Origin of the sequence: Methanofollis liminatans DSM 4140 (genome assembly GCF_000275865.1) — an archaeon.
GTDB classification, from domain to species: domain Archaea; phylum Halobacteriota; class Methanomicrobia; order Methanomicrobiales; family Methanofollaceae; genus Methanofollis; species Methanofollis liminatans.
The window spans coordinates 270978-295051 of sequence record NZ_CM001555.1; the positions used below are offsets into that span (position 1 = coordinate 270978).

28 protein-coding genes, 2 tRNA genes and 1 other RNA gene are annotated in these 24074 nt (G+C 64.7%); 16 read left to right on the forward strand and 15 right to left on the reverse strand.

Annotated features, from left to right (window positions below; translation table 11 throughout):
* Nucleotides 1–16: 16 nt before the first annotated feature.
* On the forward strand, nucleotides 17–628 hold the full coding sequence (locus tag METLI_RS01240) for a translation initiation factor IF-2 subunit beta (protein WP_004037280.1): 612 nt from the start codon (nucleotides 17–19) through the stop codon (nucleotides 626–628).
* Here METLI_RS01240 and METLI_RS01245 read toward each other — a convergent pair.
* Together METLI_RS01245 and METLI_RS01250 are read right to left on the reverse strand one after the other, a co-directional pair.
* On the reverse strand, nucleotides 625–1248 hold the full coding sequence (locus METLI_RS01245) for a class I SAM-dependent methyltransferase (RefSeq protein ID WP_004037282.1): 624 nt from the start codon (nucleotides 1246–1248) through the stop codon (nucleotides 625–627). The genes METLI_RS01240 and METLI_RS01245 overlap by 4 nt on opposite strands.
* A 1-nt stretch (nucleotide 1249) precedes the next feature.
* Complete coding sequence (locus tag METLI_RS01250) at nucleotides 1250–1528, reverse strand: DNA-directed RNA polymerase subunit L (protein ID WP_004037284.1); 279 nt, start codon at nucleotides 1526–1528, stop codon at nucleotides 1250–1252.
* A 148-nt stretch (nucleotides 1529–1676) separates the two neighbouring features.
* Here METLI_RS01250 and METLI_RS01255 point away from each other — a divergent pair, with 148 nt between their 5' ends.
* On the forward strand, nucleotides 1677–2945 hold the full coding sequence (locus METLI_RS01255; RefSeq protein ID WP_004037285.1) for an APC family permease: 1269 nt from the start codon (nucleotides 1677–1679) through the stop codon (nucleotides 2943–2945).
* 1 nt (nucleotide 2946) lies between these two features.
* Here METLI_RS01255 and METLI_RS01260 read toward each other — a convergent pair whose 3' ends face one another.
* The 4 genes from METLI_RS01260 to METLI_RS01275 are packed head-to-tail and all read right to left on the reverse strand — an operon-like array spanning nucleotide 2947 to nucleotide 7005.
* Nucleotides 2947–3666: an MBL fold metallo-hydrolase gene (locus METLI_RS01260; RefSeq protein WP_004037287.1), complete on the reverse strand. Its 720-nt coding sequence runs from the start codon at nucleotides 3664–3666 to the stop codon at nucleotides 2947–2949.
* Nucleotide 3667: 1 nt separating this feature from the next.
* Nucleotides 3668–4957: an ATP-binding protein gene (locus METLI_RS01265; protein WP_004037289.1), complete on the reverse strand. Its 1290-nt coding sequence runs from the start codon at nucleotides 4955–4957 to the stop codon at nucleotides 3668–3670.
* Between the two features lie 39 nt (nucleotides 4958–4996).
* A complete protein-coding gene (map, locus tag METLI_RS01270; RefSeq protein ID WP_004037291.1) occupies nucleotides 4997–5878 on the reverse strand; it encodes a type II methionyl aminopeptidase in 882 nt (293 codons plus the stop codon).
* Entirely contained in the window at nucleotides 5875–7005 is a 1131-nt protein-coding gene (locus tag METLI_RS01275) for a M24 family metallopeptidase (RefSeq protein ID WP_004037293.1), read from the reverse strand. The genes map and METLI_RS01275 overlap by 4 nt, the downstream gene beginning before the upstream one ends.
* A gap of 90 nt (nucleotides 7006–7095) precedes the next feature.
* Between METLI_RS01275 and METLI_RS01280 the strand changes: the two genes are divergently transcribed.
* The 6 genes from METLI_RS01280 to METLI_RS01300 all read left to right on the forward strand — a co-directional run bounded on the left by METLI_RS01280 (nucleotide 7096) and on the right by METLI_RS01300 (nucleotide 9318).
* Entirely contained in the window at nucleotides 7096–7353 is a 258-nt protein-coding gene (locus METLI_RS01280) for a hypothetical protein (protein ID WP_004037295.1), read from the forward strand.
* Nucleotides 7346–7645, forward strand: a complete 300-nt coding sequence (locus METLI_RS01285; protein WP_004037297.1) for a hypothetical protein — start codon at nucleotides 7346–7348, stop codon at nucleotides 7643–7645. Before METLI_RS01280 ends, METLI_RS01285 begins: the two co-directional genes overlap by 8 nt.
* A gap of 40 nt (nucleotides 7646–7685) precedes the next feature.
* Nucleotides 7686–7758, forward strand: a tRNA-Asn gene (locus METLI_RS01290).
* A gap of 153 nt (nucleotides 7759–7911) precedes the next feature.
* Nucleotides 7912–8127 carry a nucleotidyltransferase family protein gene (locus METLI_RS01295; RefSeq protein ID WP_342632902.1) on the forward strand — a complete coding sequence of 72 codons (216 nt, stop codon included), beginning with the start codon at nucleotides 7912–7914 and terminating at the stop codon, nucleotides 8125–8127.
* Entirely contained in the window at nucleotides 8105–8227 is a 123-nt protein-coding gene (locus tag METLI_RS13590; RefSeq protein ID WP_342632903.1) for a hypothetical protein, read from the forward strand. Before METLI_RS01295 ends, METLI_RS13590 begins: the two co-directional genes overlap by 23 nt.
* Before the next feature lie 110 nt (nucleotides 8228–8337).
* A complete protein-coding gene (locus tag METLI_RS01300; RefSeq protein WP_004037301.1) occupies nucleotides 8338–9318 on the forward strand; it encodes a DNA-methyltransferase in 981 nt (326 codons plus the stop codon).
* On the opposite strand, the gene METLI_RS01305 is transcribed toward METLI_RS01300, so the two are convergent.
* Both METLI_RS01305 and METLI_RS01310 read right to left on the reverse strand, forming a co-directional pair.
* Nucleotides 9315–9932, reverse strand: coding sequence for a class I SAM-dependent methyltransferase (locus METLI_RS01305; RefSeq protein ID WP_052311143.1), 618 nt, complete (start codon nucleotides 9930–9932; stop codon nucleotides 9315–9317). The genes METLI_RS01300 and METLI_RS01305 overlap by 4 nt on opposite strands.
* A gap of 49 nt (nucleotides 9933–9981) precedes the next feature.
* Entirely contained in the window at nucleotides 9982–10536 is a 555-nt protein-coding gene (locus tag METLI_RS01310; RefSeq protein WP_004037305.1) for a YqhA family protein, read from the reverse strand.
* 111 nt (nucleotides 10537–10647) lie between these two features.
* Here METLI_RS01310 and METLI_RS01315 point away from each other — a divergent pair, with 111 nt between their 5' ends.
* The 3 genes from METLI_RS01315 (at nucleotide 10648) to METLI_RS01325 (ending at nucleotide 11956) form a co-directional block, all read left to right on the forward strand.
* A complete protein-coding gene (locus METLI_RS01315; protein WP_004037307.1) occupies nucleotides 10648–10857 on the forward strand; it encodes a hypothetical protein in 210 nt (69 codons plus the stop codon).
* Between the two features lie 134 nt (nucleotides 10858–10991).
* Nucleotides 10992–11063: transfer RNA gene (locus METLI_RS01320), tRNA-Ile, on the forward strand.
* Nucleotides 11064–11359: 296 nt separating this feature from the next.
* The gene (locus tag METLI_RS01325; RefSeq protein ID WP_004037309.1) at nucleotides 11360–11956 is read left to right on the forward strand and encodes a GNAT family N-acetyltransferase; all 597 of its coding nucleotides are present in this window, start codon (nucleotides 11360–11362) and stop codon (nucleotides 11954–11956) included.
* Between the two features lie 12 nt (nucleotides 11957–11968).
* On the opposite strand, the gene METLI_RS01330 is transcribed toward METLI_RS01325, so the two are convergent.
* From METLI_RS01330 to METLI_RS01345, 4 genes are read right to left on the reverse strand one after another with little or no spacing between them, the layout of a single operon-like run.
* On the reverse strand, nucleotides 11969–12535 hold the full coding sequence (locus METLI_RS01330) for a YeeE/YedE thiosulfate transporter family protein (RefSeq protein WP_004037311.1): 567 nt from the start codon (nucleotides 12533–12535) through the stop codon (nucleotides 11969–11971).
* On the reverse strand, nucleotides 12532–13032 hold the full coding sequence (locus METLI_RS01335; protein WP_004037313.1) for a YeeE/YedE thiosulfate transporter family protein: 501 nt from the start codon (nucleotides 13030–13032) through the stop codon (nucleotides 12532–12534). The genes METLI_RS01330 and METLI_RS01335 overlap by 4 nt, the downstream gene beginning before the upstream one ends.
* A 10-nt stretch (nucleotides 13033–13042) precedes the next feature.
* Nucleotides 13043–14407, reverse strand: coding sequence for a rhodanese-like domain-containing protein (locus METLI_RS01340; protein WP_004037315.1), 1365 nt, complete (start codon nucleotides 14405–14407; stop codon nucleotides 13043–13045).
* 36 nt (nucleotides 14408–14443) lie between these two features.
* Nucleotides 14444–16234 (reverse strand): SLC13 family permease, encoded by a 1791-nt coding sequence (locus tag METLI_RS01345; RefSeq protein WP_004037317.1) that lies wholly within the window; start codon nucleotides 16232–16234, stop codon nucleotides 14444–14446.
* Nucleotides 16235–16624: 390 nt separating this feature from the next.
* On the opposite strand from METLI_RS01345, the gene METLI_RS01350 reads away from it, so the two are divergent.
* From METLI_RS01350 to METLI_RS01360, 4 genes are all read left to right on the forward strand, one after another.
* The gene (locus METLI_RS01350) at nucleotides 16625–18901 is read left to right on the forward strand and encodes a PKD domain-containing protein (protein WP_004037319.1); all 2277 of its coding nucleotides are present in this window, start codon (nucleotides 16625–16627) and stop codon (nucleotides 18899–18901) included.
* Between the two features lie 67 nt (nucleotides 18902–18968).
* Nucleotides 18969–19982 carry a hypothetical protein gene (locus METLI_RS01355; protein ID WP_004037322.1) on the forward strand — a complete coding sequence of 338 codons (1014 nt, stop codon included), beginning with the start codon at nucleotides 18969–18971 and terminating at the stop codon, nucleotides 19980–19982.
* A gap of 12 nt (nucleotides 19983–19994) precedes the next feature.
* Nucleotides 19995–20306, forward strand: an RNA gene (ffs, locus tag METLI_RS12625) — signal recognition particle sRNA.
* Between the two features lie 12 nt (nucleotides 20307–20318).
* Nucleotides 20319–21281: a malate dehydrogenase gene (locus METLI_RS01360; RefSeq protein ID WP_004037324.1), complete on the forward strand. Its 963-nt coding sequence runs from the start codon at nucleotides 20319–20321 to the stop codon at nucleotides 21279–21281.
* On the opposite strand, the gene METLI_RS01365 is transcribed toward METLI_RS01360, so the two are convergent.
* The 3 genes from METLI_RS01365 to METLI_RS01370 are packed head-to-tail and all read right to left on the reverse strand — an operon-like array spanning nucleotide 21265 to nucleotide 22349.
* On the reverse strand, nucleotides 21265–21525 hold the full coding sequence (locus tag METLI_RS01365; RefSeq protein WP_004037325.1) for an elongation factor 1-beta: 261 nt from the start codon (nucleotides 21523–21525) through the stop codon (nucleotides 21265–21267). The genes METLI_RS01360 and METLI_RS01365 overlap by 17 nt on opposite strands.
* Before the next feature lie 3 nt (nucleotides 21526–21528).
* Nucleotides 21529–21714: a zinc finger domain-containing protein gene (locus tag METLI_RS12630; RefSeq protein WP_342632904.1), complete on the reverse strand. Its 186-nt coding sequence runs from the start codon at nucleotides 21712–21714 to the stop codon at nucleotides 21529–21531.
* 23 nt (nucleotides 21715–21737) lie between these two features.
* Nucleotides 21738–22349, reverse strand: coding sequence for an amino acid kinase family protein (locus tag METLI_RS01370; protein WP_004037329.1), 612 nt, complete (start codon nucleotides 22347–22349; stop codon nucleotides 21738–21740).
* Between the two features lie 31 nt (nucleotides 22350–22380).
* Here METLI_RS01370 and METLI_RS01375 point away from each other — a divergent pair, with 31 nt between their 5' ends.
* Nucleotides 22381–24036, forward strand: a complete 1656-nt coding sequence (locus METLI_RS01375; protein ID WP_004037331.1) for a phospholipase D-like domain-containing protein — start codon at nucleotides 22381–22383, stop codon at nucleotides 24034–24036.
* Nucleotides 24037–24074: the final 38 nt, after the last annotated feature.

Consider the following 24074-nt stretch of genomic DNA (forward strand, 5'->3'; position numbering starts at 1 on the left):
CACCATAGTATATATCATGGCAGATCCTTACGAAGAGTTGCTGAAAAAAGCATATTCCAATATCACCGAGATCAGCGACTCCGCCGAACGTTTCCATATCCCCGAGGGGAAGATCTATCAGGAGGGCAAGACGACGGTCCTCGAAAACTTCACCGAGATTGCGGAGTACATCAGGCGCGAGCCCGATCACCTGATGAAGTTCCTCCTCGGCGAACTGGGGACGGCCGGAAAAGTCGAGGGGAACCGCGCCGTCTTCAACGGCAAGTTCGAGCCGTCGGTGATCACGGCGGTGGTCAAGAAATACGTCGAGGATTATGTGATCTGCTCTGAGTGCGGACGGCCTGACACCCGCCTCGTGAAGGACGACCGGGTGCTGATCCTCCGCTGCGACGCATGCGGCGGGCACAGGCCGGTGAGAAAGCGCCGCGCCAAGGCAGACGACGGGGCCCCGAAGCTTGAAGAGGGATCGATCCTGGACGTCAAGATCGAGTCGATCTCCAAGCGCGGCGACGGTGTGGTGAAGATGGGGAAATATATCATGTACGTCACCAACGCCCGTCCCGGACAGGTGGTGAAGGTGAAGATCGCCCGGATATCGGGCTCGATCATCTTCACCGAGCGGGCCTAGAGATCGGGTTTTGTGATCTCGACCCAGAACCCCGTTTCCTCTTTTTTGATCCCGGCATGAGGGATCCCGGCGGCTTCGAGGTCGCAAAGCATGGTTTCTGGGGGTATCCGGGCGCTCCGTCGGGCGACGTCCCGGTCCCAGTGCGGGTTTTTTGTCCGCATCCGCTCGAAGATCTCCTGGCGCAGGGCGGCGGTGCCGAAGCTGCCTCCCAGGTAGGCGGCACCGCCCGGTGCAAGGGCCCGGTGGACTTCAGAGAAGACGCGGGCCCGGTCGTCCCAGTAAAAGATCGAACCGCGCGAGACGAAGAGGTCGACGGTGTTGTCGGAAAAAGGCAGGTGGTGGACGTCGGCGAGGGCCGGGGCGACCCTGCCGGAGAGCCCTGCATCCCTGATGTGTCCTGCCGCAAACGTGAGCATCTGCGGGTCGATGTCCAGCGCGGCGACCGTCATCGACGATGCGCCTGCGACGGCGATCGCGAGCAGGCCCGGGCCGGTGCCGAGGTCGACGCAGATCCCCTCACGTTTCTTCGACCATGAGAGAAGCCGCTCTGCGATCACCGGGTAGATGGGAGCGAAGATCCGGGTCGCGATCAGGTCGAACCCGGCGGCGTCCCGTCCCATATCAGACGGTCGTCTTCGCCCTGACCTGTTCGATGAGGTCGTCGCACTGGGCGGTGATGCGGCTGCAGGCCTCCCTGACTACAAGGAGCGGATCTTTTCCCTCTTTCGTCGTGACGAGCAGCTCGGGATCGGAAAACTGGTATTTGATGACATATTTTGCCACATCGACCGCGGGATCACTGAGGATCTCCTCGGTGAGGGCGTTCATGAAGGTGTGTCCCTGACCCTTCAGGACCATCCGCACTTTGTCCCCTTCGCGCTCAAGGATCTTGATATCCATGTAGAGATAGGTGGTGGGCAGAAGAGTATATAGATATGGGTACCGGGATCGGTCGGGAAATCCCCGGCCGTGGTGGCCCGTTTGACCCCGGGACGCCCCGGTGCCGGGCGGGTCAACTCCTATATATCCGGGAGGCGTTTCTCTTCTCATGACAGGGGAGGGAGGGCTCAGGCGGGAGCTCGGGCTTGCCGGGGTGACGGTCTCTGGTATCGGCATCATCCTCGGGGCCGGGATCTACGCCCTGCTCGGCGAGGCGACCGGCCTGGCCGGAAACGCCGTCTGGCTCTCCTTCGGGATCGCCGCCGTCATGGCGGCCTGCACCGCCCTCTCGTACGCCGAACTTTCCTCGATGTTCCCGCGTGCGGCCGCGGAGTATGCCTACGTCTCGGAGGCGTTCGGCCGGAAAGCCGCCTTTGTCGTCGGCTGGCTGATCCTTGCGAGCGGCGTGCTTTCCACGGCGACGGTGGCGCTGGGTTTTGGCGGTTACGTCGCCGGGGCCACCGCCCTGCCGATCGTCCCGGCCGCCCTGCTCCTCATCGCCGGGCTCTCTGCCCTGGCCGTCCTGGGGATCAGGGAGACCGCCCTGTTTGCGATCGCCATGACCCTGATCGAGGCCGGGGGGATCGTCTTTGTGATCCTGATCGGTCTGCCCCACCTCGGTTCGGTCGACTATTTCGTGATGCCGAACGGATTTTCAGGCGTGTTCAAAGGCGCCGCCCTCGTTTTTTTCGCCTTCATGGGCTTCGAGGAGATGGTAAAACTCGCCGAAGAGACAAAAGACCCGGAACGGACGATCCCGAGGGCCGTGCTTCTCGCCCTCGCGATCGCCGTCGCCCTGTACATGCTCGTCACGGTGAGCGCCGTCTCGGTGCTCGGGTGGGAGCGGCTTGCCGCATCGAGCGCCCCCTTCGCCGAGATCGCCGGGGCGGTCCTCGGGGAGCAGGCCTTCGCCGTGATCACCCTGGTCGCCCTCTTTGCGACGGCGAACACCGCCCTCCTCCTCCTCGTCGCCGCCTCGCGCCTCGCATACGGGATGGCGGCGGCCGGATCGCTCCCGGCGGCGCTCGGGCGCGTCCACGGCCGGTTCGGGACGCCGTGGGTTGCGGTGGCGGCGGCCGGTGCGATCTCCGCCGGTTTCCTCTTTGCAGGAAACATCGCCTATGTCGCAAACGCCACCAACGTCGCCCTCTTCCTCACCTTCCTGACGATCAACGCCGTGGTGATCGTGCTGCGGTTCAGGGAGCCCGATACGCCCAGGCCGTTTCTGGTGCCGGGTGCGGCCCTGGGCGTCCCGCTCGTCCCGGTGCTCGGGATCCTCTTCTCGGTTTTTCTCCTCTTCCAGCTCGAGGCGGCCGTTCTCGTCCTCGGGGGCGTGCTCCTCGTCTCCGGCGGCGTGATCGCCGTTTTCCGGGGATGATTCAGAGGTCGAAGGTCTCCATGTCCATGGCGAGGTGGGGGGTGTCCCAGGGCATGAGGTGGCTTGTATGGGTGCAGCGGAAGGTCTTCGGCGTGAGTTCGGCCGCAAGGGCGACGGCGTCGGCGTAGTTCATGTGCTTCGTGATCGTATAGCCCCGCGGGGCGATGGCGTCGAGCACCAGGAGGTCGGCGCCGGAAAGCGCTGTTTTGCTCCGCTCCGGGACGGAGGCGTTGGTGTCCGAGGTGAGGGCGAGGACGGCGCCCTCGTGCTCGATCCTGACGCCGAAGGTCGGCATGTGCGGGTGGTTCACCGGGACCAGGGTGACCGAGGCGCCGAAGAGGTCGAAGGGGCAGTACGGGCTGACGGCGGTAGACTCGAAGCGGAGAAAAGAGAAGATCGAGCTGGCATAGTCGAGGGTCGGTGCGGCCGCATAGACCGGCGGGATCCGCTGCACCCGGTAAAACTCCCCGAATCCCATGAAGTGGTCGTAATGGCCGTGGGTCCAGATGACGGCGTCGATCTGCGGCGCACCGGCGGCGATGAGCTGGGCCCGCAGGTCAGGGCCCGAATCGACCAGGACGTTTTTGTCCCCGATCTCGACCAGGGTCGCCGACCTGAGACGCTGGCGCCCGGCGAGACGGGCCTCGGTGCAGACCGGGCAGGTGCACCCGATCTTCGGCGTCCCGATGGCGTCGCCGGTGCCGAGGAGGGTGACCTTCATCTTATCCCCACGAGCAGGTGCGGATCAGGCTCCTGTTCGCGACCGAGGCGAGGGCCCCGTCGATGTCGGCCTGGGTGACGACCCTTCGGCCGTCCATTAAGGCCGAGATCACCGCCTCCTTGACGGCCATGCGGAGGTCGGCGCCTGAAAAACCCTCTGAACGGGCTGCCGCCTCTGCAAGGTCGGCCGTGCATTCGAGGGAGAGGACGAACTTTTTCAGGATCGTCTCGCGCATCGCCTCGTCAGGGAGGACGAACTCGACGACCTCGTCGAAACGCCGCCAGGCCGCTTCGTCCAGGAGCTGGGGGTGGTTTGTCGCCCCGATCAGGAGGACGCCGTTTTTGATCAGGCTGATCTTGTCGATGTTCTTGAGGAGCATGTTCACGGCGCGCTTCATCGCCCCGTGGTCGTCTGAGACCCGGCTTTTTGCCACGAAATCGAACTCGTCGATGAAGAGGACGCACGGGGAGAGATTCTTTGCCAGGTCGAAGATCCGGTCGATGTTCTTGGAGGTCTCGCCGAGGTACTGCGAGGTGACCATCGAGAGGCGGACCTCGAGGAGGGGCATGCCGAGGTCATTGGCGAGGGCGAGGGCCAGCGAGGTCTTTCCTGTGCCGGGCGGGCCGACGAAGAGGAGTTTGCCGACCTCGGAGATGTTGTGCTCCCTGAGGAAGTCGCGGTTCTCGATCGCCGTCCTGATCCGTGCGATCATCCCGGTCTGGCCCTCGGTGCAGACGAGGCCGTCCATCTGCTGCTCGATCTCGGCCGGGGCCGAGATGATCACCAGGTCCATCGCCTCCTTGAGCGCCTCGTCCCGGGAGAGGATCTGCGCGACCCGCTGGTCGAGGGCGGTCCTCGAATCGGCGAACCTGGGGTTTCTCGCCCGCACGCTCGTATAGTCGATCCCGAGCGAGTCGTAGCCCCCGATAAAGTGGGCGAGGGCCGGGTTTTTCTCCACCAGGTCCCGTCCGCCGTGGCCGACGAACCATTCGGCCGCCGCCTGGAGGTTGGTGACGTGGTACTGGAGGTTTAAGGTATCGAACTCAACGAACGGATTTTTCAGGAGGTTTTTTACGGCCTCGTCGGACTGCACGCCCACCCGTTTCAGAAACCCGTCGGTAACGAGGACCGGCCGTTTCACCTCGGATGCCTCGGGCCCTGCGAGGAAGAGGCTCCGGTGCCGGGGGGTAAGGTCGTCCAGGTCCAGACGGGGGGTGCGGTTGAACACCTCGGCCGTCAGGATGACCTCCATCAGCCGGATGACGTCGTCTCTGCTCTCTGCACTCGACATGGATGTAACATCTTCTATTGTCGGTCTGCTCCGATAATACTATCCATGGTGCGTCGTCACGATGCAGCCGTCGGCGGTGACGATGAGGGTGTGCTCGGCCTGGGAGACGAAGGAGCCAGCCACGTCGTGGAGGACCGGGTAGCCGTGGAGGACCCCGCCTTTCAGGAGGGTCGAGAGGGCGAGGTCGACCTTCTCCTGCGGGAGCCAGCGGCGGGAGAAGGGCATGCCGCGCCGCTCCCTGATCTGATTGAGGATGCGCTTTGCCGAGGGGAGGCGCACCGGCTTGACGGCGATCTGCTGGTAGATCTCGGTCCGCATCCGGTCGCTCACCCGCCCGCTGCCGGTGGTGGCGAAGGGCTCGATGGCGATCGCCATCCCCTCTTCGAGGACGGCGCCGCCGGCGATCCCGACATTCGGGATCGTGGGGGCGGTGTGGATCTGGTACGGGGCGAGGCCGTGGCCGGTGAGGTTTGCGACCGGGAGAAAGCCCCGGCCCTCGATCTCGGCCTGGATGGCGCCCCCGAGTTCGCCGGCGGTGACGCCCGGGCGCACCAGGGCGATGGCGCGGTCGAGGGCGGCGGCCGAGGCGGCGACGAGGGCGTCGTGCCCGCCGAGGTCCACCGAGAGGGCGGTGTCGGCGATCCGGCCGTCGAGGGCGACGCCGAGGTCGAGTTTGATCAGGTCGCCGGCCGAGAAGGTCCGCTCGTCGCCGGCCGAGGCGGTGTCGTGGGCGGCGTCTTCGTTGAAGGAGAGGTTTAAGGGGAAGGCGATCTCGGCCCCGGTCTCCAGGATCATCGCCTCGATCCCGTCCACGACCTCGAGCACCGATCTGCCGGGCTTTACCATCGCCGCGCCGGCGTGCAGGGTTCTTGCGGCGATGCGCCCTGCTTCGAGGTACTGCTCTATTTCTTCGTCTTTCATAGGATCAGGTCTCTGGTGTAATCGGTGTAACAGTCAAATCCGCCGGCGGTGACGGCGCCCATGTCCTCGATCCGCACCCCGCCGATCCCGGCGTAGTAGAGGCCGGGCTCGACGGTGACGACGTTGCCGGCGGCCAGGGGGCCGCCCGAGGGTGAGAGGGATGGGGCTTCGTGCACCTCGAGCCCGACGCCGTGGCCGAGGCTGTGGACGAACCCCTGCGCCCCGCTCTCGTAGCCCTGTTCGTCGAAGTGTTTGACGACGGCGGCGTGGAGGTCGGCGCCAGGGACGCCGGCGCGGATGAGGGATTTGCCGAGGGTCTGCGCCTCCAGGACCGAGCGGTGCATATCCGCAATCTCGGGGGAGGGCTCGCCCTTCACGACGGTCCTGGACATGTCGGCGTAGTAGCCGGTCGCTTCGTCGCACGGGAAGAGGTCGATGACGATCGGTTCGTCCGGCCTGAGGGGGCCGGCGCCCTGCCGGTGGGGCATCGCCGACTCCTCCCCGCAGGCGACGATCGTCTCGCGGGCGATGCAGCCCTGCCCCATCAGGTAGGTGTGCATCGCCGCCTTCACTCGCTCTGAGGTGAGGACCTCGCCGTCGAGGAGGAGGACCCCGCCCTGTGCGGAGGAGCGGCGGATCATGGCGATACCGAGGTCCATCGCCGCCGCCGTCGCCTGTTGCGCCGCCCTGATGGCGGCGAGTTCGTGCGAGGTCTTCACGGCCCGCATCGCCCCGACTGCCCCGCCGGTATCGACGACGACCTCGCCGTAGCCTTCGAGGAGGCGGCCGAGGCGGTACGGGAGGGTGCCCGGGACGAGCACCGGCCCGCCGGCGAGGGCGGCGGCGGTGTGCGCCAGCGCCTTCCAGGGCTCTTTGTCCTCGTCCAGGTATGCGAGGTAGCCCGACTCTGCCCTGGTCACCGGGACCGCCGTCGCTTCGGCGGCGGCGCGGGCGTACTCCATCTGGGGGACGACGAGCCCGGGCTCTTCCCCGAGGCGCTTCACGTACAGGAGGGGGTCGGAGACCTGGAACTGCGTGAGGTACCTGAAGTCCGCGTCCTTTGATGAGGCGTAGGCCACGTAGGCGGCGCATCCGGCGGCAGAAATCGCATCGTCCAGTCTTTTCATAACCCGCTCCCGGCGGTCTGAGCCCGCCATTGTGTGTACCTATTGCGGGGATACCACAAGTACTTAATCACAAAAATGCAACTACGAGTGATGGAGGACGCAGATAAACAGGTCTTCAAGTTGAAGTTCTGGAAATTGACGATCATCTTGAACATCATCATCATCTTCGTCGCCCTTGCGATAGGTCTTTACTTCAAGGCACCGCAGCCGTACGGCCCTGCGATCGCGGGGGCGCTCATCCTCGCCGATATCCCCCTGATCTGGTATTTCCGGAAGGACTATTACCGGACGAAGGCATGGCTGGACGTCCATGCCACCCCGTCGGAGAAGAAAGAGGACCATGCTTGAAAAACTGAAGACCGAGATTGACCTGGTCGCCCGCCACCTGGAGGTGCTGCGGGTGGTGGCCGCCCACCAGCCGATCGGGATCATGAAACTCGCCGAGGTGATGGGGCTGCCGTACCACCGCGTCCGCTACTCCCTGCGGGTGCTCGAAGGGATGGGCTATATCAGGGCCTCGCCCGCGGGGGCGGTGGCGACCGAGCGCGCCCTCGCCTTCCTCGACCATCTCGACGACGATCTCGACGCCATGATCGCACTTCTCGAAGGAATGCGAAGGCCCATCTCCCATAACATTTAATAGGAGCGACAAGATAGGTATTAAGGCACAACGCTTCCGTGCCGCCATAACTCAGTTGGTAGAGTGGCTGGCTGTTAACCAGCATGCCACAGGTTCGAGTCCTGTTGGCGGCGTTCTTTCATTTTTGTTCCGTTCCTTTGTCACCGCGGTTTTTTGCTCCAGACATGGTTTTTGTCACCCCCCCGGGGCGTAGGTGATATTCCCGGAGAGACAATCTTCATCACTTCCCCACCCCCAGGTACGCTCAGGAGGCGAGCAGAACCCGTATGGTGGTACAGCGAGAGGAGAAATGCATCTTCGTCGCCAGGCTCGAAGAAGTGCTCCCCCTCCTCAGGGAGCGGTTCGGCGTGGCGCGGATCGGGATCTTCGGGTCATTTGCCCGCGGTGAAGATCGTCCGGAGAGCGACGTCGATATTCTGGCCGAGTTTGCGCCGGGAGAGACGACGTTTTTGGAACTTCATGGAACTCGCGCTCTATCTTGAGGGCTTCTTCGGGCATCGGGTGGATCTCGTCACCGAAGGGGGGCTCGACCGGTACCTCAGGCCGTATGTCGAGCGGGAGGTCGTCTGGTGTGAGGCGTGATTCCGTAGATCTCTCCCGCATCCTGCAGGAGATGGAGTTTATCTCCCTATTTTTCAGCAACCTTTTTTTCCGGCGGCGTCCGACCCTCTGGAGATGACAGGGGTCAGGCGATGAGATGCGTCACGCTCAACGGCAACACCTTCTACAACGGCGACTGCATCGCCGGCGCAGCGGCGCATATCCCTGATGGCTCGGTGGACCTGATCGTCACCGACCCCCCGTACGGGATCGACGGCGACCTCCTCCACCGCCACTACAACCGGGACGAGGGTTATGTCGTGGACGGCTACGTCGAGGTCCCGGCCGCCGAATACGGCGAGTTCTGCCTGCGCTGGATCGCCCAGGCCGAGCGTATCCTCAGGCCCGGCGGCTCTGTCTACATCGTCTCCGGCTACACGAACCTCTACCATATCCTCCACGCCCTCAGGGAGACCTCCCTGGAGGAGGTCAACCACATCGTCTGGAAATACACCTTCGGGGTGTACACGCGGAGAAAATACGTCTCGTCCCACTACCACATCCTCTACTACGAGAAGCCCGGCGGAACGAGGACGTTCAACCTCGAGTCCCGCTATGGGCTGACCGAGAAGGACGCAGGCGGGCGTTCCCTCAACTACGGGGACCGGGAGGACGTCTGGACGGTCCACCGCGACTACAAGCCCGGCCAGGTGAAGAACAAGAACGAGCTCCCGCCCGACCTCCTCGTCAAGATGATCCAGTACAGCAGCGGCGAGGGCGACCTGGTCTGCGACCTCTTCCTGGGCGGGTTCTCGACGGCGAAGACGGCGGTCGGCCTCAACCGCCGGGTCGTCGGGTTCGAGGTCTCGCCCGCGATCTTCGACCGGAGAATTATCGAGATGGGGGAGGCCGTCCCTGGCGGGCTGCTCCCCGATCTGCGGCGGCCCTGGATCGAGCCGCCGCAGAACCGGGGGAGGCGCTGGACCGGCGAGGAGATCGAGGCGCTCCGCGCCGGCTACCGCCGCCTGATCGACGGGGGGGCGACGAAGAAGGAGGCGGTGCGCCTGCTGGGGCTGGAGTTCGGGCGCGGGCGCTGGGCGATCGAGAAGATGCTCAAAAAGCAGGGTCTCTAAAGGCCCGGTTCAACCGGTTTTTTCAGGAGCGCCGTCCTGCTGAGCAGGATTCGGGGCGTGCCGGCGACCGTCAGCCCGGCCGCCTCGGCGGCCCTGACCGTGCGCTCAAACTCCGCCGCCGCCACCTCATCCTTCGGTTCGACGAGCAGCATCAATCCGCCGGGACGCAGGGCGACCGCCACCTCGCGCAGGAGCCCCTCCCCGTCAGGCACCTCGTGGACGACGTAGAAGGCGAGGGCGAAGTCGACCGGCCCCAGACCAGTGAAACCCGGGGATCCGGGCTCTGTCCGGTGGAGACGTATCCGGTCGAGGAGCCCTTCCCGCCCGGCCCGTTCGGCGAGCATGGCGAGCATCTCTTCCTGGAGGTCGGCGGCGATCACGCACCCCTCCTCCCCCACCATGGCGGCCATCGGCCTGGCGAAGAACCCGGGCCCGCACCCGATATCGAGCACGGTATCGCCGGGGCTGATATAGCGTCCGACAATCCGTTTCGGCGATTGGAGAAGTCTGCGAAGGGGGTTGTCCAGCAGCCAAGCGCGCGATGCCGGGTGGACCCCGTGCCTCCCGGCTGCCGGTCCGTCAGGGGCGTTCATCGACACCTCAATCGTCGGCATCGGGGATGAACCCGATCCCTTCGCCGGGCCGGGACAAAAAAAGGGGTGATCAGTGGTTCTTCCCCATAAAGAAGACGCCGACGCAGATCACGCCGATCGAGACGGCCATCGCCAGCATGTCGATCGAGGTCGTGAACTCCATCGAGAGGATCCGCTGGAAGAAGCTGACGATGAGCACCATGATGATCACCTTGATGATCTTGTTCTTCAGGTCGTCGAGGCTGGAGACCTCCAGGATGCCCCCGAACTCCCCGCCCATGCGTGCGACATCGATCTCTGAGATGAAGAGTTCGTAGATGCCGAAACTGAAGATCAGGAGCACCAGGGCGATCAGGTAGAAGTCGATGGCGCCGATCACGCCGATCAGGATCTCCTCGTGCGTCAGGTGGCTGCTGGAAAATTTCGTGTATTCAACAAGGATCTCGAATATCTCCATCGAACCGGCGAGGAAGAGGACGATGGCGCTGAGGGCGCCGAAGACCACGCCCAGGAGGACGATGTACCTGGAGTTCCAGAGGAGCCATTCGAAGATCTTCTCAATGGCCGGCTGATCCGGCCTTGTGCCGTGAGGGGCCGGACGGTCTGATGCATCGGGTTGTTCCATAGTGTTCCCCGGATTTATGTGTAAGAAATCTGTCCGCTGCCGGGATAACACCTCTTCCCCGCGGCGGCGGAGGGGGCATGGCTATAAATATCCGGGGGATGAGCCTTCGGTATGCTGCCGATCATCTCCGGCCTCATCGCCTCCGTCGTCCTGGGCCATATCCGCCGATACGTTATCGGCATGGTCGTCGGTGCGGTCGCCCTCCCCCTCGCCGCGGCCGCCGTCGTGCTGGGGTTCCTCGCCGTCCCGGTCGTGCTCGTCGCCCTGTTCGCCCGCCCGGTGGGGCAGCGTGGCGGACAATCCCGGGAGAGCGGTCGGTAGTCTGGATGATTCTGCCGGGGTCGGCGATCGTCCCCTGACCTGGGGAAGGGCCTGGCGGCATGCCGGGGTCTGAATGGAGACCGGGGCCACCAAACGTATTTATGAGGAGATGCAATGAGTATATGCATCCTTCAGGGCCCGTAGCTTAGTGGTGGAGCGCCCGGCTCATAACCGGGTGGCCGTGGGTTCGAATCCCTCCGGGCCCATGCTTTTTTGAAAAAATCGCTTTTTTATCGGGCATGGTGCATGTTTTAGCACTCACAATGAGCGATTCTATGCATCGAGAGGCGTTCGTGACCGATCCATGCAAAAATTCGGCCGCCTCGTCCGGGAGCGTGAACGTGTACGTCTTCCTCTTTCGCTCGTAGTGTTTTTCTTTCGCCATTTTATCTCTTCATTGAGATTTTTTCTCCTGTCCATACCCTTCTGGATCGGTCCGGACGCCTGATGGAGGGAGATCCCACCGCACCCCGCATATAGGGTGAGAGCAAACGCTCCTCTCATGCAGCACACATGGACCGGCGGCGACCTGATCTTCTCATACTGCACCGATGGCGACCTGCCCGAAATCTCGCGGATGCTCTCGAAAGAATCGGTCTGCAGGTGGCTGTTCTTCGGGCCGAACGCCGTGGAGGTCACCCGCTCCTATTTTCTGCCCCTGATCGAGGGGATGCAGGCGGCGCTCCTGGAGGGCAGGACGCCGGACCACCATGTGTTCACCCTGAGACTGCACCGGACCGGGGAGTTCGTCGGGCAGTGCGCCCTCTTCCCGGTGGATTTCAGTCCGGGGTCGTATCTCGTCGGCTACCAGATCGACGACACGCACTGGGGAAAGGGCTACGGCACCCTGGCCTGCAGGTTTCTGGTCTACGTCGCCTTCGCCGTCCTCGACGGCTACCGGCTGAACGGCGACGCCGTGGCCGGGAATACGGCATCGCTGCGGGTGATGGAGAAGTGCGGCTTCGTCCGCGAAGGGCTCCAGCGTGGCTACTGGCACGCCCGGGGCGGCTGCCACGACCGCGTCCTCCTCGGGCTTCTCAGGGACGACCTCCCTGCCGGGTGCATCGAGCCGCTGGCAGGGGCGTTCTCCGCACGCTGAAAGGCACCCCCCTCAGAGCCCGGCCAGTTCAATCCCATACAGGACGACCGCGATCGCCAGCACCAGCGGCACCACCACCGCCCACGGATTGACCCGCAGGAGATCCGGGATCGTCGCCGTCGGCAGCGCCCCCACCCCGAGCACCGACGCCTCCAGCCGCGGGTAGAGCGCCGCGAAGATCCCGGCCCCGATGAGGATCCCGGTCACCCCGCCGACCAGGGCGTCGAGGGCGCCCGACCCCACGGCGCCGGCCACCGTTCCCGGGCAGTAGCCCAGCACCGCGAAGCCGGCGCCGAAGATGACCCCACCGATCACCGTCGCCCCGACCGAGCCCGGCTTGATATGGAGATCGGCAAGCCCGGCCCCTCGCATCAGGTAGACCCCGACCGTCCCGACGGCCACGGCGCTGAGCATCACCTTCACCACCGTGAAATCGGTGAGCAGGAGCTGCCCTAAGATCACGTCGTAGCGTGTGACCCCGGCGATCTGGAGGCAGGCGCCGAAGCCGACCCCGATCGCCAGCCCGAGGACGAGCTGCGCCGGCCCGTTCCCGCGCAGGCGTTGCAGGGCCTCGTTCATGGCGCCACCCCGTAGAGCAGGAAGGCAAAGAGGATCCCGCTTGCGAAGAAGACGAAGACCGCCACCCAGCTCGAGAGCGCCAGCTGGAGGGTGCCCGAGATCCCGTGCCCGCTCGTGCACCCGCCGGCCCACCGCGACCCGATCCCCATCAACACGCCGCCGGCGAGGGCGACGGCGAGCCTCAGGGGAACAGACGGCCCGAACGCCGCTTCAAATGTCGGGGGGACCCAGACGAGGGCGAACGCTCCCGTCAGGAGGGCCGTCGCACCGGCGCCGATCACCACCCCGAGCACGAGCATCCACTCCCAGTCGACTTTCGGGGCAAACTGTTTGTAATAGGCCCGGTCCAGCACCGCCTTCCCGCGGACGGCCCGCTCGATCATCCCGCTCGTCCTGGCATAGGCCGTCGAGCACCCGATCGGGCGGTCTGAGAGGAGGAATGCGAGCCAGGAGAGCACGCCGATCCCGGCGCCGGCGATATAAGGCGTCCAGTCCATCCCCGCCCCCTCAGGTATATCCTGCCGCACGGTAGGCGGTGATCCCGCCCGCGGCGTTGTAGACGTTGAGAAATCCCTTCTGCTTCAGGATGCTGCACCCCAGGCTCGACCGGTGCCCGGTCCTGCACATCACGACGACCGGCCGCAACGGGTCGAGCCCGGCAGCGCGCTCCCTCAGGTCCGTCACCATGATGTTGACCGCACCGGCCACATGGTCCTCCTCGTACTCCTCGGGCGTGCGCACGTCCACCAGCGCCGCCCCTCCCTCTGCGATCATCCCGTGCACCTCGGCCGGCGAGACCTGGGGGACATGGCCGGTGGGATAGCCCGCCATCGCCCATGCGTGCGTCCCGCCCTCGAGGTAGCCGACGGTCAGGTCAAGCCCCACGCGGCGGAGCATCATCGCCGCCGCCTCCGCCTGTGCCGGGCCGTCGGCGACGAGCAGGATCTCGCTCTCAGGCGGGAGCACCCAGCCGGCAAAGGTGGAGAAGTTCCCGCCGAGGTCGATGTGGTAGCTCCCCGGGACGTGCTGCCCCCCGAAGCTGGCATAGTCATTGACCGAAAGGACGATCGTGTCCTCCCGTGCAGCCCGCTCCCTGAACTCGGCCGGCTTCATCGGCCTGATCGCCGGGAGGGTGCGGACGAGAGCCGGGCCGCGGCGGTTGATCTCGCTGCACCGGGCGAAATGGTCAGGGGCCGGCGGCATCTCCTCGGTGAGCGAGCGGATGAACTCCTCGCGATCGGCGATCTTCAGGGCTCCGTTGAACCGCCGCTCGTAGCCGATGGTGGAGGACCGCATCGAACCCATCGCCCGGCCGCAGAGCGACCCGGCGCCATGCGCGGGAAAGAGCATGCAGTGATCGGGCAGCGTGAGGATCTTCGTGTGCAGGCTTTCATGGAGGTGTGCTGCAAGGTCCCGGGCCTGTCCGGGAAAGAGGTCGGGCCGACCGACGTCGCCGACGAAGAGTGTGTCGCCGGGGAAGACGGCGACGGGTTCATCGCCGCGGGAGAGGTCGGTGGCCACGTAGGTGACGCCGTCCGGGGTGTGCCCGGGCGTGTCCAGGACATCGAACCTGATCCCGCCGACCGAGAACTGCGTCCCGTCGCCCCCCGGCTCGTGCTCAAACGAGCATGACCCGGACTTCGGCGCATAGATCCGGGCGCCCGTCTTCTCCGCCAGGTCCATATGGCCGGAGACGAAATCGGCGTGGAGGTGCGTCTCAAGGATATGCGTGATCATAAGCCCGAGGTCTTTTGCGGCCTCGAGGTAGCGGTCGACGTCCCGTGCGGGATCGATGATGGCGCATGTCCCTGAGGCGCCGATCAGGTACGAGCTGTGCGCGATCCCCGGTATGAAAAACTGCTGGATTACCATTCTCTCATCCACTCCCCTCTTCTCTGGACGAGATGATCATACGAAGACCATATAAATCCATCCCGAGACGACGATGAGAAAGAGAACGGTCAGGATGCTGCCGGCTTTCAGGTAGTCGGCGGTGTGGTAGCCGCCCGATGACATGAGGAATGCGTTCACCTGGTGCGTCGGCAGGAGGAATGAGTTGGAGGCGCAGAGCCCGACGAGCAGGGCGAGGCCGCGGGGGTCGATCCCGGTTTCGGCGCCGATGAGAAGGGCGATCGGGACCAGGATGACCACCGCGCCGAGGTTGGACATGAGCAGGGTGAACAGGGTCGTGAGTGCGCCGATGCCGATGAAGAGCAGAATGGGATGGGTGCCCTCGATGAGCGGGAGCACGGTGCCGGCGATCAGGGCCGCCGTCCCGGTGTTGATCATCGCCGTCCCGAGCGGGATGAGGCCTGCGAGCAGGAAGATCGTCTTCCAGTCGATCGAGCGGTAGGCCTCGTCGATGCTGAGCACGCCCGCGAGGATCATGACGAGCGCCCCGGTGAGAAGCCCCATGGATATCGGGATCCCGGTCAGGGTGAGGGCGATCCCCCCGACAAAACAGAGGAGGGCGACGGGCGCCTTCTCCCTGTGCACCGCGGGCTCCTCGACCCTGGTGGAGAGGACGAAGTTCGGGTCGGTGGCCAGGGCGTGGATGTTCTTCCACGGCCCGAAGACCACGATGACGTCGCCGGCCGAGAGCGGGGTGTCGACGAAGCCCATGCGCATCTCGGCGCCCCGCGAGGAGAACATGATGGGCTCGATGCCGTAGGTCTTCCTGAATGCGATCTCCCGCAGGGTTCTGCCGGCGAACGGGGCGTGCGGTCTGACCACGATCTCTGCGAAACCGGCGTACACGCCACCGACCTCGGCGGAGAGGCGCTCCTGGTAGAGGCTGCGCTGGAGCGAGTAGTCGGATGCGAACCGTTCTGCGTCCTCCTCTCTGCCCAGGAGGGTGAGGTATTGCCCGGCATGCAGGGTGGCGTGCCGCCACGGCGCATAGGAGACGTCATTTTTCTCGGTGATGGCGAGGAGGTGGAGGGAGTAGTCGGCCTTCAGGCGCACATCTTCACGCTCCCTGCCGTCAAGAGGGCTGGTGGCCGGGATGTAGTAGTGGTGCATCCCGGTGGGGAGGTGCCAGGTGTCCACGAGGTCCTCCTGACTTCCGGGCCGGTGAGCCTCAGGGTGGCCGACGGGGAGGACGTATGGCCCCAGAAAGAGGAAATACAGGATTGCCGTGCAGAGGAGGAGAAAGCCAACCGGCGTCACCGCAAAGAACCCGAACGCCTCTTCCCCGCTGGCGACCAGGAGATCGTTCAAGATGATCAGGGCCCCGGAGCCGATCATGGTGAGGGTGCCGCCGGTGATCGCCGCAAACCCCATCGGCATGACGAGACGGGAGGGCGGGATCCTGGTTGTTTTTGCGATCCTCATCAGCGAGGGATGGAAGAGGGCGACCGACCCGATGTTCTGGATAAAGGCGGAAAGGCCGCCGACGACGGCGGAGAATGTTACCAGAAGCCGCCTTTCGTTTTTCCCGGCAATCCCGACGATGAACCGGCTCAGGTGGCCGGTCACCCCGGTGCGTTCGATCCCGCCGCCCAGGATCATCACCGAGATGATGGCGATCACGGCGTTGCTGGCGAACCCGGAGATCGCCTCCTGCGGGGTCACCAGCCCGAACCAGAAGAGCATGAGGAGGACGATGAGGGCGACCAGGTCGACCCTGAGCCGTTCGGTGACGAAGAGGGCGACGGCTGTTGCGATGACGAGGAACATCAGGACGATCTCGGTCTCCACCTCCAGGCCCTCCCGGTTCTATGTGTTCTGGCCCTGACGTATAATTCTTCGGCACCAGGGCCGGGCCCTGCGATCGCATCCCCCTCTGGAAAAATTTGATTTTTTTAGCGCATGATGGTGGGATGAAAAACCTCTGGTGTCGGCATTTGTCATATGTGGCTCTTAATCTCAGCCAAACCTTCTCTAAAATTTGACTGTGCAAATATTATTATATTTTATCGTCATCGTTCTGCCGGGGATCACCGGGATTGCCGTGAAAACAGGGGGGACAATCTTCAACGAACCGCCTGAACGCCCCGTTCGAGGGTCGTTCGTGCTGAGATGACAACACAATCGAGGCCTGCACCGGCCTTCCCGTGATTTCAGCCAGAAATGGGAAGGTGATAAAAAATGTATCGAACAATCACAGCAGGAGCGGTTCTGCTCCTCCTGCTGCTCGTCGCCGCGCCTGCATGGGCGCAGCCCACCGATGAGATCGCGTATATGGGCGGTGCAGCGCCGCCGGACGACCCGGCCGCGGCAGCGATGGCGGCCGCAGCCGATGGGGTGACCGTCATATGGAGCGGCACCGTGGAGATCGATCCCGACGGGACGTTTGCCCTCGTCCCGCTCAACACCGGCATACCGCTCGAAGTCAGCCGCAACACCCCGATAGGGGCGCTCGACGCCGCTTCCGCCCTGGACACCTTCACCTATGGCGTCTGGGATGTGGGCTGGGGCGTCCTGGTCTCCCGCGTCAACGACATCCAGATAGGCCCGGCCGATGACGGCGAGATCCATATCTGGTGGTTCTACGATATCGGAGGACAGTCTATCACCAACAACGCCACCTTCAAATCCCTCTCCGACGGCGAGTGGATCCGGCTCATCTATGCGCCCATGGACGCGCCGGGCAACTGGACCGGGGATCCATTCGACTACATCGTCGGCAATAGCAAATATGTCATCGACATGACGGTCGAATTCGCCGGCGACGGGGTGGACTTCACCGCCGAACCCACACAGGGGCCTGCGCCGCTTACCGTCCTGTTCACCGACACGAGCGGGATCGAGAACATCACCGCCTGGTGGTGGGACTTCGGCGTCGACAACGCCACTTCTGAGGAGCAGAACCCGGTCTACACGTATGAGGAGCCCGGTACCTACACGGTCTCGCTCACGGTCACCGACGATGCCGGCGCGGACGAGACCCTGGTGCGGGAGGACTATATCACCGTCGAGGACAGCATGAGCATCTACGAGACCGCCGCAGCGGACGGCAACTTCACGATGCTCGTCGCCGCCCTTGACACCACCGGCCTCAACGCCACGCTCGACGCCCCCGGCACCTATACCGTCTTCGCACCGACGGACGAGGCGATCGCCACCCTTCCGCCTGAACTCCTCGATCCCATGTTCAACGACACCGCCGCCCTCACCGTGATCCTCCTCTACCATGTCGCCGGGGAGACCTACCGGGCGGCGGACCTGATCCCGCTGGACGAGGTCGAGACGCTGCTCGGGCCGACCGTGGCGATCACCTGGGACGAGGCGAACCAGACCCTCATGGTGAACGATGCAACGGTGATCGTGGCCGATATCGAGTGCTCGAACGGCGTCATCCACGCCATCGATCTGCCCTTGTTCCCGCCGGATGAGCCCGGGGCGGACTTTGAGGCGGACGTCCTCGCCGGCACCGCCCCGCTCACCGTCCAGTTCACCGATCTGAGCGCCGTCGAGAACATCACCGCCTGGTGGTGGGACTTCGGCAACGGCTTCCTGTCCACCCTTGAAGCCCCGCTCTTCACCTACCATACGCCCGGCGACTTCAACGTATCCCTCACCGTCACCGACGACGAGGGATACACCTGGACGGCCGTGAAAGAAGGATACATCACCGTGACGGCGCCGGTCGTGCCTGAGGCGAACTTCACCGCCGATTTCACCGAAGGCTATGTCCCGCTCACCGTCACGTTCACCGACACGAGCGCCGTCGAGAACATCACCGCGTGGGCGTGGGAGTTCGGCGATGGCGGCACCTCCGAGGAGCAGCACCCTGTCTACACCTACGGGACGCCCGGCCTCTACACGGTCAGCCTCACCGTCACCGACGAGACCAATGCCACCTACGCCGTGACCAGACCCGACTATATCGCCGTTCTTGAGGAAGAGGAGGAAGAAAGCGCCGACTTCGAGGCGGACGTCACCGGCGGGACCGCACCTCTCGCCGTCCAGTTCACCGATCTGAGCACCGTCGAGAACATCACCGCATGGGCGTGGGAGTTCGGCGACGGCGGCACCTCCGAAGATCAGCACCCCGCGTACGTCTATGAAACGCCAGGCCTCTACACGGTCGGCCTCACGGTCACCGACGGGACCAACACCACCTACGCCGTGACCAAACCCGATTATATCGCCGTTCTTGAGGAAGAGGAGGAGGAAAGCGCCGACTTCGAGGCGAACGTCACCAGCGGGGCCGCCCCGCTCGCCGTCGCCTTCACCGACAAAAGTACGGTGAAGAACATCACCGCCTGGTTCTGGCAGTTCGGCGACAACAGCACCTCACAGGAGCAGCACCCCATTCACGTCTACACCGAAAACGGCACCTATGACGTCGGGCTCACGGTCTATAAGGGGCTGAGCGCCTCGTACTGGGAGATCAGGTACGACTATATCCTGGTCGGGTGAAAGGGAGAGACCCCCTCCCTCCCGGCAGGCCGCATCTTTTATCCCCCCTCTCTTCTGATCTCTCTTCATGCACTGTCCGGTCTGCGGGAGAGACCATATCGGCGAGGCTGGCCCTCTCCTCGCCTCCCTCCCCGACGTCTTCGCCCCCTGCGACGCCTGTCGCGGGACAAACCTCGACAAGGCCGCCCCCCTGCCGCCGGGCTTTGAGCCCCGCGGGCCCTGCGCCTGCGGGCGGCAGTTCATCGACGACGTCTTCGCCGCCATATACCTGATCCTCCTGGACGAGGGCACCCTGGCCGGCACCGAACCCCTGCGGGCGGCCGGCGTCCCGGTCACGAACCCGGGCTTCGCGATGGCCGCCCCGCCGCATCTCCCCGAAGACTCCCTCGTCCTCCTCAGCCCCCACCCCGACAGGGCCGCCGCAGAGCGGATCGTCGAAGAAGTGCCGGCCGTGCAGGGCGTGGTGCGCACCGTGCCGGCCACCCCGGGCATCGGCCCGGACGGCGGCGCCGCCGCTCACGCCCTCCTTGCCGGATGCGACGTCCAGGCGAATGTCTTCTCAACGTCCTACGGCGATATCGTCGTCTACAAGGAACTCTCCCGGATGCACATCGAGTTCCCCAGGCCGTTCAACCCGAAGATCCGCTCGGTCGAGCGGGAGATCGATCGGCACGCGCCTCGCCTCTTCATCGACGCCTGCTGCGGCGCCGGCACCCTCGGGCTTGCGGCCGCCCTTGCCGGGACGCCGGTCGTCGTCTTCAACGACGCCTACGGCCCGGCGGCCTTCTGGACCGCCTTCAACATCGCCGTAAACCGCGACGCTCTCCTGGTCGCAAGCGTCTCCCTGCCGCCCCGCGACCTCCCGGTATCGCGATCCGACCCCGTCGTCGTCGCCGGGGCCGAAGGCGACCAGCGCCTCATCGTCTGCCAGGGCGACTTCACCCGCCTGCCCCCCCTGGTCCCCGGGATCGACCGGAGCCTTGCGGCACTCGACCTCTTCGGCAAAGAAGACCGGGCGGCCTGCGATGCGGCGCTTGCGCAGTGGCGGAAGAGCGGGGGAGGGAAGGCATTTATCCCGTGAGCCTCATCATATATGGGGACTAGCCCGGGTGGTTCGGCGTCACCTGTAACCCGAAATCGCCGGTATGCGGAGGGCGAAGTCTGAGGAAGGCTCTGGCGATCTGCAGGCGTCTTGTGCGTCCTGACTGAGAAGCCTTGTCCCATGAGGTCGACGTACAGGGATCGATGCCTCGTAGGGGGCGGAGACCTGGCACCGCGGAAACCGGTTCAGGCCCGGAAGGGAGCAGACTTACCGTGGACGTTTGGCGCCCATGGGGGTGCGGGGTGGAGAAGGGATGTCCTGGCAAATGCAGGCACGTGCTGTCGACCGAAGACCCGTCCCCAATGACTGATTTCTATGTCTAAAGTTACGATTATCGGAGCCACGGGAAGACTTGGCTCTTTTGCGTCCCATGCCATCTCCGGCATTCCGCATGTCGATGAAGTGATGCTTGCGGGGCGCCCTGGCCGGGAAAATTCTCTTATGGCTCTCTCCCACGACCTCACCGACTCCTGTGCGGCGCGGGGAACCGGCACGAAGATCACCTGGAGCACCTCGCCGGCCGATTATGCAGGTTCAGATGTGATCGTCGTCACCTCCGGCGTTCCGAGAAAGGAGGGGCAGGACAGAACCGACCTCGCCCTCGAAAATGCCCGGATCATCGCCCCGATCGCAGAACAGATCGGAAAATACGCTCCAGACGCGATCATCCTGATGATCACGAACCCGGTGGACGTCATGACCGCCGTCGCCCTGCGGTATTCCGGGATGGAGCCGCGGCAGGTCTTCGGCCTCGGCACGCACCTCGACTCGATGCGGCTGAAGGTGCTGATCGCCAGATATTTCCAGGTCCACGTGAGCGAAGTGCACACCCGCATCATCGGCGAGCACGGCGAGAGCATGGTCCCCCTCTGGTCTGCGACGACCATCGGCGGGATCAGGATCTCGAACCTCCCGGCGTTTTCAGACCTGCCGATGGACGAGATGGTGGACCGGGTCAAAAACAGCGGGAGCTTCATCATCAAAAACAGCGGGGCGACCGTTTACGGCCCGGGCGATGCGATCGCAACGCTTGTCCAGACGATCATCGGCAACGAGAACCGGATCCTCACGGTCTCCAGCTACGTCAGGAGCGAGGTCCACGATATCGGCGACACCTGTATCGGCGTCCCGGCCAGGATCAACAGGGAAGGCGTCGTTCCGGTGTCTATCAGGATAGAAGACGCAGAACTGGCGGCGTTCGGTGCGTCGGTCGAGAAGATCCGGGCGCTCACCCGGAACATCTTCGAAAAAATGGATGAACTCAGATCATCCGGTTGACGTCGACGATCTGTGCGGTTGCAATGCCGTCGACTGCCTCGAGTCTGGATTCGAGCGCATCGGTGGCGCCTTCCTCGTCCTCGATGACGGCGGCGACCTTCAGTGCCGAGAGCCCGAAACCGATCGGCTCGGCCCTGATCTCATCGATCCCGGAAACGGTTTCCTTTACCCTCTTTTCCAGTTCCTCGATCGGAACGTCTGCAGATTCGGGCATCAGTTTCAGGATGACTGCGACTTTACCCATCTCTTACGGCCCCTGGAACCCGCATTTTCCGCAGATGTACACATTGCTCTGTTCCCGGCACTGGACGCAGCGCTTGATCTCGGCACCGCAGGCCGGGCAGGAGAATTTAGTCGCGCCGCTTTCCGCGAGTGGCGCATTACAGGAAGTGCATTTTTCTATAGCCATGGATAAACCCCGGTTATGAGTCATTAATTATTGATCGTTATCGGCAATTAAGGTCGCGTACCGATACGGGTGCACGGCACATCCTCGCCGGCGAGGAGGGCTGACACCCTCCCGGGAATCCGGCCGTTCACCACGCATGCCCGGATTTTGCGGTCGAAGAGATAGGGCAGAAGGCAGGGATCGACTTCCTCGCAGGAAAAAGGCTCCCTGACGTCGTGCATCCTCTGCCCGTCCCGCCTCAGGGTGTCCACCGACTTGACCAGGACGAGGCGGGCGTCCAGGCGGTCTGCCACCCATGCGGCGATCGTGTCTGAGGTGACGTCCCAGGAGTGCGGGAGGGGATCGGCCGCCCTGAGGGCGGTATAGGGGAGGAGGACCGTCGGGCCTGCCGGGACGGCGACGTCTGCGGTCGCCGGAAGCCCGAAGGAGGAGAGGTACCACCCGTAGGCCTCCATCGCGCAGACGGCCATCCAGTGGGCGGCGGTCGCCGGGGGGTCGAGGGCCCGCACGCCGTCGGCAAACCCGCCGCCGCCCGGGACGATGAGCGCCCGGCGGCCGGAAGCGCGGACCTCCTCCACGACCGACCGGGCGCGGTCGGTCAGGCTCCCCCCGATCTTGATGACCACCGGTCCGTCCATGGTGAGGGTGGACGGGCTCATTATAAAAATCTGGAGGGCGCACCCCTCAGATATGCCCCGCGCCCTCCTCCTCGTCCTCGTCCTCCTCCTCGCCCTCCCCGCGGGGGCGTTCGAGATCGTGGCGTTCTGCCCCGACCCCTACCTCTCCGGCGATCCTGACGAGTATTTCGTGCTGGCGGGTGCCGGCCCCCTCGACGGCGTGACGGTCGCCGACGGCGAGGGAAGCGTGCGGTTCCCGGCCGGCGCCGTCTCGTCGGGCCGGGTGGTGGTGGCGCGGGACGCCGCCGCATATGCCCGTGTCCACGGCCTGCCGCCCGATTACGAGATCGCCGGCAGCGACCCGGCGGTCCCGGACATGACTGCCCTCGGCGACCTGCGGCTGGCAAACGACGGCGACAGCCTGATGCTGATGGCGGGCCGCACTGTCGTCCAGGAGGTGCGCTGGCCTGAGGACGTCCAGACGCGCCAGGGGCAGGTGCATTTCCTGCGGGCCGGCATATGGGACCCGCACCCCAGGATGATCGGGCAGTCGGACTTTGCCCCGGTCACCTATGAGGACGTCGCCGTCACCCTCTTCGTCTCCCCTGACTGTTCGTACGAGGTCTTCGCCGGGGCGATCGGGTCGGCGCGGCAGAGCATCGACGCAAACGTCTACGAGTTCACCCACCCGGGGATCGCCCGGATGCTCGTCGAGGCCGCCGGCCGCGGCGTTGCGGTGGATCTGCTCCTGGAGGGCGGGCCGGTCGGGGGGATCTCCGCGGAAGAAAAGGCGGTCGTCTCCTATCTCACCGAAAACGGGGTTCCTGTCAGGGTGATGACGACGCAGGGCGACGCCCACGCGAGGTACCGTTTCGACCACGCGAAGTACCTGGTGATCGACGGGGCGAGCGTCCTGGTCACCTCGGAGAACTTCAAGGAGAGCGGGGTCCCGGAGACCGGGCTGAAGGGCAACCGCGGCTGGGGCGCCTGGGTGCAGGACGCCGGCGTCGCCGGCTACTTCTTAGAGGTCTATGAAACGGACAGCACCGGCGGCGACATCGGGCCGGCGCCGTCAGGGGGTGCGCCCGCCGAAACCGGGAGGAGCGCATACGATCCGGTCTTCGCACCCCTCACCGTGGAAGGGGCGGCGGTGACGCCGGTGCTCTCCCCCGAGACGAGCGATCTCGTCCTCGCCCTCATCGCCGGTGCAGAGGAGCGCCTCCTCATCGAGCAGGCCTATATCACGAACAGCACCGGCGGGGGGCCGAACCGTTTCCTCGCGGAGGCGATCAACGCATCGCGCCGGGGGGTGGCGGTGCAGGTGGTCCTGGACTCCTCCTGGTTCAATGTCGAGGGAGAGAACGACAACGACGAGCAGGCGGCATGGATCAACGCCCTCGCCCGTTCAGAGTCCCTGCCCCTCGAGGCGCGGTGCATCGACCTCGCCGCCGCCAACCTGGAGAAGGTCCACACGAAAGGGGTGGTCGTGGACAACAGCAGCGTGCTCATCTCGAGCATCAACTGGAACGACAACTCCCCCGACTTCAACAGGGAGGCCGGCGTGATCGTCGTCCACCCGGATGCGGCTCGTTACTTTGCGGCGGCATTCGAAGCCGACTGGAGCGCCGGCGGCGAGGGTGGTAATGGGGCCGATGTGCGTCTCGTCTGCGCCGCTCTGATCGTGCTGGCGTTCGCCCTGCTCTATGCGGTGCGAAAGATCCGGCGGTGACGAAAGGGTTCTGGCCCCGAAAAAGAAAGGCTCCTTCT